Here is a 12,354-nt window from a genome sequence, read left to right as displayed (position 1 = left end):
AAAGATCGGCTTCTTGGGGAGACTGGAGGCCTGCGTTCACTTACGGAGGCTCGATGTCCGGTTACTCCGGCAACTCAGACACGACGTCCGGTGCCCACACCGGCACCGCTGCCGAGGGCGACGGGCTGCGGCGAAGTCTCGGCTTCCGTGATCTTGTCGTCTACGGGTTGCTCTTCATCGCCCCGATGGCACCGGTCGGCGTCTTCGGGACGCTGGACGCGAAGTCGCACGGCGCCGTGGCCCTCGTCTACATCATCGCCACCGTCGCGATGGCGTTCACCGCCTTCAGCTACGCCCAGATGGTGAAGGTGGTCCCCCAGGCGGGCTCGGTCTTCGCCTACGCGCGCGTGGGGCTCGGCAACGGCCCCGGGTTCATCGCCGGGTGGATGGCGATGCTCGACTACCTCCTCATCCCCGCCGTCGCCTACCTCTTCTCCGGGATCGCGATGGAGGCCCTGGTGCCCTCCGTCTCCCGATGGGTGTGGACGGCGATCGCGGTCCTGGTGACGACCGCGCTGAACCTGTGGGGCGTACGGACGGCGGCGCGGGTCGGGTTCCTGGTGCTCGCCATGGAGATCGTGGTCCTCCTCGTCTTCATGGTGTCGGCGATCGTCGTCCTGGTGCAGGACGGTGCGCAGCGGGACTGGCTGTCGCCGCTGAGCGGGGACGGTACGCAGGGGGCGTTCGCGCTGGGTGCCGTCGTGGGGGCGGTGTCGGTGGCGGTGCTCTCGTATCTGGGCTTCGACGCGATCGCCTCGTTCGCGGAGGAGGTGACGGGGGGCTCGGCGAAGGTGGCGCGGGCGGTGCTCTTCTGTCTGGCGCTGGCCGGTGTGCTGTTCATCGCCCAGACGTATCTGGTCGCGCTTCTTGAACCGGTGTCGTCGGCGCAGCTGGCCGCCGAGCCGGCCAAGCAGGGGTCCGCCTTCTACGATGCGGTCGACTCGGCGGTCGGGGACTGGCTCCATGACCTGGTGGCCGTCAGCAAGGCGATCGGTGCGGCGTTCGCCGCGCTGGCGGGGCAGGCCGCTGCGGGGCGGCTCCTTTTCGCCATGGGGCGTGACCGGCGGCTGCCGGGGGCCCTGTCGAAGACCGACTCCGGTACGCCTCGGCTGGCGCTGCTGTGTGCGGCCGTCGTGACGATGGTGGCGGCGGTGTGGGCGGCTCGGCGGGACGACGGGATGGATCACCTGGTTTCGGTGGTGAATGTCGGGGCCCTGACGGCGTTCGTTCTGCTCCACGCGAGCGTGGTGGGGTGGTTCGTGGTTCAGCGGCGAGAGGGTGCGGTCAGTTGGTGGCGGCATCTGGTGGTGCCCGTGCTGGGGGCTGCGATCACTGTTGCCGTGATTGTCGAGGCCGCGGGGTCCGCGCAGGTGGTGGGTGCGGTCTGGTTGGCCGTGGGGCTTGTTGTGCTCTTTGCCCAGCGGGCTCGTCGGGGGGCCTCCTAGGCCGCCGCTTCGCGGCGGATGTCTCCCGCCCGCCCACCCGAAACTCCGCGTCCGATCCTGAACGTAGGAGCGGGGTGGGGGCGGGCGGGGGCGGAGGGGTGCGGGAGCAGGGAGCGCAGGCGCGGGCAGCAAGCCCGGAGCGCGGGAGCAGAGCGGGGTGGGCGGCTCCCGCGCCCTGAAGCGGGAGCGCGGCCGAGGCGGGATGGGCGACACCCGCGCCCCGAAACGGAAACCCGGCCGAGGCGGGAAGGACAACACCCACACCCCGAAACGGAAACCCGATCGAGGCGGGAAGGACAACACCCACACCCCGAAACGGAAACCCGGCCGAGGCGGGAAGGACAACACCCACACCCCGAAACGGAAACCCGGCCGAGGCGGGAAGGACAACACCCACACCCCGAAACGGAAACTCGGCCGTGATGCGGTGGGCGACCCCACCGCCCCGAAACGGGAAACCCCGTCCTGTCGGACCCTGCCGATACGCTCGGGGTATGGCTTTGAACACGTCCGCTGATGCCCCGCTGCCCGTCGGCGAGGTGTCGCGGCTCATCGGTGGGTGGATCGACCGGCTCGGTGCCGTGTGGGTCGAGGGGCAGATCACCCAGCTGTCCCGCAGGCCCGGTGCCGGCGTGGTCTTCATGACGCTGCGCGACCCCTCGCACGACATCTCCGTCAGCGTCACCTGCTACCGCCAGGTGTTCGACGCCGTCGCGGACGTCGTCTCCGAGGGCGCCCGAGTCGTCGTCCACGCCAAGCCCGAGTGGTACGCGCCGCGGGGCCAGCTGTCCCTGCGGGCCGTCGAGATAAGGCCCGTCGGCGTGGGAGAACTGCTCGCGCGCATCGAACAGTTGAAGAAGAGCCTCGCCGGGGAGGGGCTCTTCGCGGCCGACCGGAAGAAGGCGCTGCCCTTCCTGCCGCAGCTCATCGGGCTCGTCACCGGCCGCGCGTCCGCCGCCGAGCGGGACGTCCTGGAGAACGCCCGGCACCGCTGGCCCGCCGTCCGCTTCGAGGTGCGCAACGTCCCCGTCCAGGGCGTGCACGCCGTGCCGCAGGTCGTACAGGCCGTGAAGGAGCTCGACGCGCTCGACGCCGTGGACGTGATCATCGTGGCGCGCGGCGGCGGCAGCGTGGAGGACCTGCTGCCGTTCTCGGACGAGCAGCTCGTGCGCGCCGTCGCCTCCTGCCGTACGCCGGTGGTCTCCGCGATCGGGCACGAGCCGGACAACCCCCTCCTCGACTACGTGGCGGACCTGCGCGCCTCCACCCCCACCGACGCCGCCAAGAAGGTCGTGCCGGACGTCGGCGAGGAGTACGAGCGCGTGCGCTGGCTGCGCGACCGGGCCCGGCGCTGCATGGACGCCTTCCTCGACCGAGAGGACCGCGGCCTCGCGCACGCCCTGGGCCGTCCCTCCATGGAGAATCCGCACCGCATGATCGAGGAGCGCGAGGAGCAGGTCTCGGCACTCGTCGACCGCAGCCGCCGCACGCTCGGGCACCTCCTGGACCGCGCCGAGTCGGAGCTCACGCACACCCACGCGCGCGTGGTGGGCCTCTCCCCCGCCGCGACGCTCCAGCGGGGGTACGCGGTGCTGCAGAAGGAGGACGGCGCCGTGGTGCGGGCCCCCGACGAGGTCACCGCGGGCGAGCAGCTGCGGGCCCGGGTCGCCGAGGGCGAGTTCACTGTACGAACCGACATTTAGGGTGGGGCACATGACCAGCAAGACGGACGAGGCCACGGGCCCGGCGGACGCACTCGGCTACGAGCAGGCACGGGACGAGCTCATCGAGGTCGTACGCCGCCTGGAGACGGGCGGCACCACACTCGAGGAGTCGCTCGCCCTGTGGGAGCGCGGCGAGGAGCTGGCCAAGGTGTGCCGCCGCTGGCTGGACGGCGCCCGCGCCCGCCTGGACGCGGCCCTGGCGGGGCCCGACGGGGACGGCGATGCGGCGGCGGGCGACGACGCCTGAGGCGGGGCGAGACGGGGCCCGCGGCCTGGGCCCACCCCTGATCGGGTGAAGGCGCCCCTGACCTGGTGCGTTGTGAAGCGGATCACCAAGCGGCCGATTTGGTTGAAACTTAAACCGCAACGCCGTACGGTCGGACTCGCAAGCTGAACCATGTACGCACCACGCACGCACCGAGAAGGTTGATCCATGTCTCTCGTCCTTGACCCCGCCGCACAGGACCTGCTCTTCCGCGAGGCCCGCACCGCGAACTCCTTCACCGATGAGCCGGTCACCGACGAGCAGGTGCAGGCGATCTACGACCTGGTCAAGTTCGGCCCGACCGCCTTCAACCTGTCGTCGCTGCGCATCACGCTGGTCCGCTCCCCCGAGGCCCGCGAGCGCCTGGTCCAGCACATGGCCGAGGGCAACCAGCCGAAGACCTCGTCCGCCCCGCTCGTCGCGATCCTCTCCGCGGACAACGAGTTCCACCAGGAGCTGCCGGCGCTGTTCCCGCACTTCCCGCAGGCCAAGGACGTGTTCTTCTCGGAGCGCCCGGTCCGCGAAGGTGCCGCGCACCTCAACGCCGCGCTGCAGGCCGCCTACTTCATCATCGGCGTGCGCGCCGCCGGCCTGGCCGCGGGCCCGATGACCGGCTTCGACGCCGCCGCCGTCCAGAAGGAGTTCCTGGACGGCGACCACACCCCGCTGATGGTCGTCAACATCGGCAAGCCGGCCGAGAACGCCTGGTTCCCGCGCTCCCCGCGCCTTGAGTTCGACCAGGTCATCGAGACCGTCTGAGGCTGAGCCACACAGCCTGAGCCAAGCGGCACGAGCCAAGCGGCACGAGCCAAGCAGTACAAGCACGAGTGAGGGCCCCGGCGGCAGCGCCGGGGCCCTCACTCGTTCGTCACCAGGTGACTCGTTTCGTCACCAGGAGCGTCAGGACGCCTTCAGCGCCTGCGCCATCTCCGTCAGCTGCCCGAACGACGCCGTCCCCGCGACCACCGTCGTCGCGCCCTTGTCCTCGCGCACCAGGGCGTCGTACGTCTGCCCCTCGTAGCGGTGCCACGTCTGGCCGCCGATCTTCTCGGTCGCCTTCGTGCGCACGGCCCGCTGCGTGGCCTCCTCGATGAACTTCACCGGCTTCGCCGTGGACTGCTTCACCGCGACGTACTCACCCGACGGGTCGAGGTAGCCCAGGTGCCAGCTGTCGCCCTTGGAGGCGTCGAACCGCACCGACGTCGGCTTCCACGTCTTGGCCAGGCCCTCGGGGGCCACCACCGGATACGCCGCCGCCCGCCGCGCGGTCAGCAGCTCCACCCGGTAGTCGACGCGCTTGACGGGGCTCTTGGAGTCGTCGTGCGGGATGAAGATGTAGATCGAGCCGGCGACGAGGGCGATCACCGCCATCGACCACAGCATGTTCCGTACGGTCTGCTTGCCTTGTCTGCCTGCCACGTGCCCATGTTCTCAGGCCCCGGACGAGGCTCTTCCCCCGGTGCACCCAAAGCGCCCGATCCGCTCATGCGTGGGGCCCTCTGCTCATTTTGTCGACCTACGGATAGAGTCGTGCCACACCCTCATCCGGCCGTCGTCGTATCAGCAGAAAGGTGCGCTCCGATGACCGAGCATCATCTCCCCTCCGAGCTCGAAGTCTCTCCCGAGGCTCCCGACCGCAACCTCGCCCTGGAGCTCGTCCGGGTCACCGAGGCCGCCGCCATGGCCGCGGGCCGCTGGGTCGGCCGCGGCGACAAGATCGGCGCCGACGGCGCCGCCGTCAGGGCCATGCGGACCCTCGTCTCCACCGTCTCGATGAACGGCGTCGTCGTCATCGGTGAGGGCGAGAAGGACGAGGCCCCGATGCTCTTCAACGGCGAGCGCATCGGTGACAGCACCGGCGCCGAGGTCGACATCGCCGTCGACCCGATCGACGGCACGACCCTCTGCGCGAAGGGGATGCCGAACGCCATCGCCGTGCTGGCCGCCGCCGACCGCGGCGCCATGTTCGACCCGTCCGCGGTCTTCTACATGGACAAGCTGGTCACGGGCCCGGAGGCCGCGGACTACGTCGACATCAACGCCCCCGCCTCCGTGAACATCCGCCGCGTGGCCAAGGCCAAGGGCCGTTCGCCCGAGGACGTCACGGTCATGATCCTCGACCGCCCCCGCCACCAGGGCATCGTCAAGGAGATCCGCGAGACCGGCGCGCGCATCAAGTTCATCTCGGACGGCGACGTCGCCGGTTCGATCATGGCCGTGCGCGAGGGCACCGGCGTCGACATGCTCATGGGCATCGGCGGCACCCCGGAAGGCATCATCTCGGCCTGCGCGATCAAGTGCCTGGGCGGCGTGATCCAGGGCAAGCTGTGGCCGAAGGACGACGCGGAGCGCCAGCGCGCGCTGGACGCGGGCCACGACCTGGACCGCACCCTGTCGACGACCGACCTGGTCCGCGGGGACAACGTCTTCTTCGTCGCGACCGGCATCACGGACGGCGAGCTGCTCCAGGGCGTGCGGTACGCCGCGGAGACGGCCTCGACCTCGTCCCTGGTGATGCGCTCCAAGTCGGGCACGATCCGCAAGATCGACTCGGACCACCGGCTCGCGAAGCTGCGCGCGTACAGCGCCATCGACTTCGACCGCGCCAAGTAGCGTCAGGCAGAGCCAAGTAGGCTTTACGGGGCGCGAGTTGCGCACACCGGAGGGGGCGCCCCGTGCGGGGGACGCCCCCTTCGGCGTACGGAAGAGCCGTCCGGTCTAGCCGGCGGCGGCGATCGGGCCCGCGGTCGTGTGCACGGCCTTCTTGAGCTCCACCTCGCGCCGGCGCCGCCTGGCGAGCACCACGCGGCGCTCCGCGGCCGTGAGGCCGCCCCAGACGCCGTACGGCTCGGGCTGGAGCAGGGCGTGTTCCCTGCACTCGACCATCACGGGACAGCGGCCGCAGACGCGCTTGGCGGCCTCCTCCCGGGACAGGCGTGAGGCGGTCGGCTCCTTGGACGGGGCGAAGAACAGCCCGGCCTCGTCTCGTCGGCACACCGCCTCGGTGTGCCATGGGGCGTCTTGATGATCGCGCACTGGCACCCGCTGGGCCGGAACAGCGGCGACCTGCAGGGACTGATGCGACGGCTGCAGCACGGGTCTACTCCTGACGACGGCTTCGCGAGCGAGAGACGATGCAGCAAGCTCTACCCGCTGTGCATGCTCCTATGCACTGAGTTCCGATGTACGGAAGTTCGCGCCGCCAGTGGCCGGATCCGCGCCCCCGTGGCCGATCAGTGGCCGAGGTGCTTGCGCAGCTGCTTGTGCAGGTCCCGGACGAGCTTGCCCCGCTTGGGCTTCGCCTCGATGTTGCCCAGGACCGCGTACCCGTCGACGAAGACGACCGGGGCGTCCTGCTCGACCGAATCGAGCGTGTCCACCTCGAAGTTGCCGAGGACGCCGGCGCCGCTGCCGCGCAGCGAGACGTTCTCCGGGACGCGGATCTCCACGTTCCCGAAGATGGCGACCGCCTTGATGACGACCTGCCGCTGCTCGAAGATCGCCTCGCTGAGGTCGATCTCCACGTTGCCGAAGATCGCGTACGCGTGCGTGCGGCGGCCCACGCGCCAGCGGCCCTTGCGGACGGAGCTGCTGAAGACCGCGACCAGGTTCTCGTCGGCGACCGGGGGCACCACGCCGTCCGATGGGCGGGAGGGCGCGGGCTCGGGCGCCCCCGCCGGATACGCCGCGCCGCCCGCCGCGGGCAAGTCGCTGACCAGCGGCTCCAGTTCACCCATGGTCTTGGCGCGATAGACCCCGTCGATCCGCTCGCCGTGCTCCTCGGCGGTCAGCCTGCCCTCGGCGAGGGCCTCGCGGAGGATGTCCGCCGTGCGATCCCGGTCGGCGTCCGACGCGCGCAGCGCTGCGGGCTGCGGTTCCGGGTGGGTCTGCTGAGGGCGCTTCTCTAGGTCCACACCACTCAGCGTACCCAGACGCGATAGATCGCGACTACCCCTGAAACCGCCTTACTGGGCCTGAAGCCGCCTTACTGAGCCTTACCTCACAGGCTCGGCCCATCGCGCGCGCTCTACGCTGGTTGGCGCGTCGCCAATGGAGGCCGCGCCGCTGTCTGCCGAGTGAGGAATGGCCGTAATGCCAGAGTTCGAGTACTCCGATCTGCTCCCCCTGGGAGAGGACACCACGCCGTACCGGCTGGTGACCTCCGAGGGCGTCTCCACTTTCGAGGCCGACGGGCGGACGTTCCTCAAGGTCGATCCCGAGGCGCTGCGCACGCTCGCCGCCGAGGCGATCCACGACATCCAGCACTACCTGCGGCCCGCGCACCTGGCCCAGCTGCGGCGCATCGTCGACGACCCGGAGGCGTCGGGCAACGACAAGTTCGTGGCGCTCGACCTGCTGAAGAACGCGAACATCGCGGCGGCGGGCGTGCTCCCCATGTGCCAGGACACCGGCACGGCCATCGTGATGGGCAAGCGCGGTCAGAACGTCCTCACCGAAGGTGAGGACGAGAAGGCGCTCTCGCACGGCATCTACGACGCGTACACGAAGCTGAACCTGCGCTACTCGCAGATGGCCCCGCTGAACATGTGGGAGGAGAAGAACACCGGCTCCAACCTCCCGGCCCAGATCGAGCTGTACGCGACCGACGGCGGCGCCTACAAGTTCCTCTTCATGGCCAAGGGCGGCGGCTCGGCCAACAAGTCGTTCCTCTACCAGGAGACGAAGGCCGTCCTGAACGAGGCCTCCATGATGAAGTTCCTGGAGGAGAAGATCCGCTCGCTGGGTACGGCCGCCTGCCCGCCGTACCACCTGGCGATCGTCGTCGGCGGCACCAGCGCCGAGTTCGCCCTGAAGACCGCGAAGTACGCCTCCGCGCACTACCTGGACGAGCTGCCCGCCTCAGGTTCGCCGACCGGCCACGGCTTCCGGGACAAGGAGCTGGAGGAGAAGGTCTTCGAGCTGACGCAGAAGATCGGCATCGGCGCGCAGTTCGGCGGCAAGTACTTCTGCCACGACGTCCGTGTGGTGCGCCTGCCGCGCCACGGCGCCTCGCTGCCCGTCGCGATCGCCGTCTCCTGCTCGGCCGACCGCCAGGCCACCGCGAAGATCACCGCCGATGGCGTCTTCCTGGAGCAGCTGGAGACGGACCCGGCGCGGTTCCTGCCGGACACCACGGACGAGCACCTCGACGACTCCGCGGACGTCGTCAAGATCGACCTGAACCAGCCCATGGACGAGATCCTCGCCGAGCTCACCAAGCACCCGGTGAAGACCCGCCTCTCGCTGACCGGCCCCCTCGTCGTGGCCCGCGACATCGCGCACGCCAAGATCAAGGAGCGGCTCGACGCGGGCGAGGAGATGCCGCAGTACCTGAAGGACCACCCGGTCTACTACGCCGGTCCCGCCAAGACCCCCGAGGGCTACGCCTCCGGCTCCTTCGGCCCGACGACGGCCGGCCGCATGGACTCCTACGTGGAGCAGTTCCAGGCGGCTGGCGGCTCCAAGGTCATGCTCGCCAAGGGCAACCGCTCCAAGCAGGTCACCGACGCCTGCGACGCGCACGGCGGCTTCTACCTGGGCTCGATCGGCGGCCCCGCCGCGCGGCTGGCCCAGGACTGCATCAAGAAGGTCGAGGTCGTCGAGTACGAGGAGCTCGGCATGGAAGCGGTGTGGAAGATCGAGGTCGAGGACTTCCCGGCCTTCGTCGTGGTCGACGACAAGGGCAACGACTTCTTCCAGAACCCGGCTCCGGAGCCGACGTTCACGTCCATCCCGGTCCGCGGACCCGGCCTGGCGTAACGACGCACAGGAAGGAGGGCCCTCTCCGCGCGGGATGCGGAGAGGGCCCTTCTGTGTCCCGGGGGTCAGGTCAGGCGAACCGCTGGTTCGCCGCCCCCGTGCACTTCTGGAGCCGCAGCGGCTCCTTGGCGCCCGCCAGGGTCAGGCAGAGCCCGGTGTCGGCGCTCGGGCGCAGGGTCCCGGCCTCGCGGGCGAACTTCTGGTTGGCGCCGCCGTGGCAGTTCCACAGCGTGACGGCGGTGCCTTCCTTCGCGGCGCCCGGGACGTCCAGGCAGCGGTCCTGGGTCAGGCCGGTGTGCACGGACCGCCGGCCGTCGGGGCCACCGTCGTACCACCAGGTCTGGTTGCGGTTGCCGGTGCAGTCCCAGCCCTGGACCTTGGTGCCGTTGCGGCTCTTCGATGCGTCCACGTCCACGCACGTACCCGTGCCCTCGTTCTTGAGCGGCTTGTACGCGTCGCCCCAGGCGCCCTGGTAGAGCTTCGGGCTGCCGGTGCTCGCCGGGTCCGCGCAGCCGCCCTCGCTCCAGCCGGAGTCGTAGAGCTGCGTCAGGCAGGAGGCGAAGGCCGCGTGGCCGCGGGCGTTGGGGTGGAAGGACTGGCGGACCGAGTTGGAGTCCGGCGGGAACGGGTTGGAGAGGTCCACGTAGAGACCGCGCGCCCAGGTGTCCTCCATGCAGACCTCATGGCCGTGGAAGAGGCGTGAGTTGTCGAGGTAGGTCGCGCCCGCGGCCCTGACCGCCTTGCGCATGCCGGTCTCGAAGGTGGGGACGGCGTAGTTGCGGCCCCACTCGGTGTCGGAGTCGTAGCCGAGACCGCCGCAGACCAGTTTGCCCGGGAACTGGGGGTTGTCCCGGAAGTCCGGGCCGATCGGGCTCGGGTAGCCCATGACGACCAGCTTGTAGTCGCCGCCCGCGTAACCGGCGTCCTTCATGACGGTCTTCAGGTCGCGGATGGACTGCTCGACCTTGGGCACCAGCGCGTCGACCCGCGCCTGCCAGCCCGCCGTGTACTTGCCCGCGCAGGCGCCCTGGCTGAGCAGGAAGCGCGTGACGCAGTCGGTCATCACCGGCGCGAACTCGAGGTCGTCGTTGGCCCCGATGACGAGCATGACGGCCTTGATCTTGGTGTTGCGCGCCTTGACGGCGAGATTGTCGCTCTGCACCAGCTCGTCGGGGTACTGCTTCTGCCCGCCGATCTTGATGTTGACGGTCTGCGCCCCCGAGCAGGCGACGTTGTACGTCACGTCGGCGGGGATGCCGGTGCGGTGGATCGCGGCGTCCGGGGAGCGGTGGCACCAGTTGTCGGGGCCGTCCGTGCCGGGTTCGTACGTTCCGACGCCCTCCCCCGAGATCTCGCTGTCGCCGAGCGAGATGAGCCCGGTCCTGCGGTCGGCGAGCGGGCGCTCGGCCGGGTCGCCGTAGAGCTTGGTGGCCTCGGCCGCCCGGATCTTCTCGAGCTCGGGCGGCAGGGGCGTGGACGACGCCGCCCTGTTCCCGCCCTCGGCGGCCTGGGCCGGCACGGCGGCTGCCGTGCCGAGCACCGCGGCCATCGCCACGGCCGCCGCGAACGTACATCGCAGCCTGCTCTGGCGGTCGCGTCTGATGCGCTTCATTGCGCCTCCCCGGTTTGGTGTTACCCACGGTTTTTACTGGTGAGTAAGAGCCTTGGGAATACCTAGAACAAGACAAGTGCTCAACTTTTCAGCGAGGTTTGACGGAGAGGTAGGTTCGAGGCATGACCAGCGACGCCAGCGCGAGCGACAGCGGTGAGTACCGGATCGAACACGACTCCATGGGCGAGGTGCGAGTCCCCGCGCACGCCAAGTGGCGGGCGCAGACGCAGCGGGCGGTGGAGAACTTCCCCGTCTCCGGACAGCGCCTGGAGCGCGCGCACATCGCCGCGCTTGCCCGGATCAAGGCGGCCGCGGCGAAGGTGAACGCGGACCTCGGGGTGCTCGACAAGGACATCGCGGAGGCGATCGCGGACGCCGCGGGCGAGGTGGCCGAGGGCCGCTGGGACGAGCACTTCCCCGTGGACGTCTTCCAGACCGGCTCCGGCACGTCGTCCAACATGAACACGAACGAAGTGATCGCGACGCTCGCGACGGAGCGCCTGGGCAAGGACGTCCACCCGAACGACCACGTGAACGCCTCCCAGTCCTCGAACGACGTCTTCCCGTCCTCGATCCACATCGCGGCCACGGGCGCCGTGACGCAGGACCTGATCCCGGCGCTCGAACACCTGGCGACCGCCCTGGAGCGGAAGTCGGCGGAGTTCGCCGACGTGGTGAAGTCCGGCCGCACGCACCTGATGGACGCGACGCCGGTGACCCTGGGCCAGGAGTTCGGCGGGTACGCGGCGCAGGTGCGCCACGGCGTGGAGCGCCTCACGGCCTCTCTGCCGCGCCTGGCCGAACTGCCGCTGGGCGGCACGGCGGTGGGCACCGGCATCAACACCCCGCCCGGCTTCTCGGCGGCCGTCATCGACGAGGTGGCGCGGTCCACGGGGCTTCCGCTGACCGAGGCCCGCAACCACTTCGAGGCCCAGGGCGCGCGGGACGGGATCGTCGAGACCAGCGGCCAGCTGCGGACGATCGGCGTCGGCCTCACGAAGATCGCCAACGATCTGCGCTGGATGGCGTCCGGCCCGCGGACCGGTCTCGCCGAGATCAACCTGCCCGACCTCCAGCCCGGTTCGTCGATCATGCCGGGAAAGGTGAACCCGGTCATTCCGGAGGCGGTCCTGATGGTCGCCGCACAAGTCACCGGCAATGACGCGACAGTTGCCGCCGCGGGGGCCGCGGGGAACTTCGAGCTGAACGTGATGCTGCCGGTCATCGGGAAGAACGTCCTGGAGTCCGTGCGGCTCCTCGCCAATGTGTCGCGGCTGCTCGCCGACCGGACGGTGGACGGAATCACCGCGAACGCCGAACGGGCCCGTGAGTACGCCGAGTCGTCGCCCTCCGTCGTCACTCCGCTGAACAAGTACATCGGGTACGAGGAGGCGGCGAAGGTCGCCAAGAAGTCGCTGGCCGAACGGAAGACCATCCGTGAGGTCGTGCTCGAAGGCGGATACGTCGAGCGGGGCGAGCTCTCCTTGACGCAGTTGGACGAGGCGCTGGACGTCCTGCGGATGACGCACCCGTAGGGCTGTTCACCTT

General features: G+C 70.0%; 11 protein-coding genes. 7 read left to right on the top strand and 4 right to left on the bottom strand.

All coding sequences use genetic code 11. From position 1 onward, the window contains the following. The first annotated feature begins 53 nt into the window (after positions 1–53). From ACIGXX_RS41065 to ACIGXX_RS41050, 4 genes are all read left to right on the top strand, one after another. Complete coding sequence (locus tag ACIGXX_RS41065; protein WP_351173144.1) at positions 54–1,445, top strand: APC family permease; 1,392 nt, start codon at positions 54–56, stop codon at positions 1,443–1,445. A gap of 494 nt (positions 1,446–1,939) precedes the next feature. Continuing rightward, positions 1,940–3,148, top strand: coding sequence for an exodeoxyribonuclease VII large subunit (xseA, locus tag ACIGXX_RS41060; protein ID WP_351173141.1), 1,209 nt, complete (start codon positions 1,940–1,942; stop codon positions 3,146–3,148). A 10-nt stretch (positions 3,149–3,158) separates the two neighbouring features. Further along, on the top strand, positions 3,159–3,416 hold the full coding sequence (locus ACIGXX_RS41055) for an exodeoxyribonuclease VII small subunit (protein ID WP_361464512.1): 258 nt from the start codon (positions 3,159–3,161) through the stop codon (positions 3,414–3,416). A 186-nt stretch (positions 3,417–3,602) separates the two neighbouring features. Next, positions 3,603–4,193 carry a malonic semialdehyde reductase gene (locus ACIGXX_RS41050; RefSeq protein ID WP_361464514.1) on the top strand — a complete coding sequence of 197 codons (591 nt, stop codon included), beginning with the start codon at positions 3,603–3,605 and terminating at the stop codon, positions 4,191–4,193. Positions 4,194–4,334: 141 nt separating this feature from the next. Here the strand turns inward: ACIGXX_RS41050 and ACIGXX_RS41045 are convergent, their stop codons facing one another. Next, the gene (locus ACIGXX_RS41045) at positions 4,335–4,853 is read right to left on the bottom strand and encodes a DUF4245 domain-containing protein (RefSeq protein ID WP_366462946.1); all 519 of its coding nucleotides are present in this window, start codon (positions 4,851–4,853) and stop codon (positions 4,335–4,337) included. Between the two features lie 162 nt (positions 4,854–5,015). Between ACIGXX_RS41045 and glpX the strand changes: the two genes are divergently transcribed. After that, positions 5,016–6,047: a class II fructose-bisphosphatase gene (glpX, locus tag ACIGXX_RS41040; protein WP_351173129.1), complete on the top strand. Its 1,032-nt coding sequence runs from the start codon at positions 5,016–5,018 to the stop codon at positions 6,045–6,047. Positions 6,048–6,152: 105 nt separating this feature from the next. Here glpX and ACIGXX_RS41035 read toward each other — a convergent pair whose 3' ends face one another. Both ACIGXX_RS41035 and ACIGXX_RS41030 read right to left on the bottom strand, forming a co-directional pair. Next, entirely contained in the window at positions 6,153–6,530 is a 378-nt protein-coding gene (locus tag ACIGXX_RS41035; protein ID WP_351173126.1) for a WhiB family transcriptional regulator, read from the bottom strand. Between the two features lie 137 nt (positions 6,531–6,667). Beyond that, positions 6,668–7,348: a DUF1707 domain-containing protein gene (locus tag ACIGXX_RS41030; protein WP_383820558.1), complete on the bottom strand. Its 681-nt coding sequence runs from the start codon at positions 7,346–7,348 to the stop codon at positions 6,668–6,670. Between the two features lie 178 nt (positions 7,349–7,526). Between ACIGXX_RS41030 and ACIGXX_RS41025 the strand changes: the two genes are divergently transcribed. Further along, positions 7,527–9,194, top strand: coding sequence for a fumarate hydratase (locus ACIGXX_RS41025; RefSeq protein WP_351173120.1), 1,668 nt, complete (start codon positions 7,527–7,529; stop codon positions 9,192–9,194). Positions 9,195–9,264: 70 nt separating this feature from the next. Here ACIGXX_RS41025 and ACIGXX_RS41020 read toward each other — a convergent pair whose 3' ends face one another. After that, entirely contained in the window at positions 9,265–10,806 is a 1,542-nt protein-coding gene (locus ACIGXX_RS41020) for a ricin-type beta-trefoil lectin domain protein (protein ID WP_361464520.1), read from the bottom strand. A 122-nt stretch (positions 10,807–10,928) separates the two neighbouring features. Between ACIGXX_RS41020 and ACIGXX_RS41015 the strand changes: the two genes are divergently transcribed. Beyond that, positions 10,929–12,341, top strand: a complete 1,413-nt coding sequence (locus ACIGXX_RS41015; RefSeq protein WP_366462948.1) for a class II fumarate hydratase — start codon at positions 10,929–10,931, stop codon at positions 12,339–12,341. Positions 12,342–12,354 lie beyond the last annotated feature (13 nt).

It is taken from the genome of Streptomyces sp. NPDC055243, from assembly GCF_044544025.1.
Classification (GTDB): Bacteria; Actinomycetota; Actinomycetes; order Streptomycetales; family Streptomycetaceae; genus Streptomyces.
This window is presented reverse-complemented; position numbering and strand designations above follow the sequence as displayed.

What these genes read in the sequence shown, in the direction of transcription:
- ACIGXX_RS41015 (WP_366462948.1), top strand. Translation starts at nt 10,929, where the DNA reads ATGACCAGCGACGCCAGCGCGAGCGACAGCGGTGAGTACCGGATCGAA.
- glpX (WP_351173129.1), top strand. Translation starts at nt 5,016, where the DNA reads ATGACCGAGCATCATCTCCCCTCCGAGCTCGAAGTCTCTCCCGAGGCT.
- ACIGXX_RS41025 (WP_351173120.1), top strand. Translation starts at nt 7,527, where the DNA reads ATGCCAGAGTTCGAGTACTCCGATCTGCTCCCCCTGGGAGAGGACACC.
- ACIGXX_RS41020 (WP_361464520.1), bottom strand. Translation starts at nt 10,806, where the DNA reads ATGAAGCGCATCAGACGCGACCGCCAGAGCAGGCTGCGATGTACGTTC.
- ACIGXX_RS41050 (WP_361464514.1), top strand. Translation starts at nt 3,603, where the DNA reads ATGTCTCTCGTCCTTGACCCCGCCGCACAGGACCTGCTCTTCCGCGAG.
- ACIGXX_RS41065 (WP_351173144.1), top strand. Translation starts at nt 54, where the DNA reads ATGTCCGGTTACTCCGGCAACTCAGACACGACGTCCGGTGCCCACACC.
- ACIGXX_RS41055 (WP_361464512.1), top strand. Translation starts at nt 3,159, where the DNA reads ATGACCAGCAAGACGGACGAGGCCACGGGCCCGGCGGACGCACTCGGC.
- xseA (WP_351173141.1), top strand. Translation starts at nt 1,940, where the DNA reads ATGGCTTTGAACACGTCCGCTGATGCCCCGCTGCCCGTCGGCGAGGTG.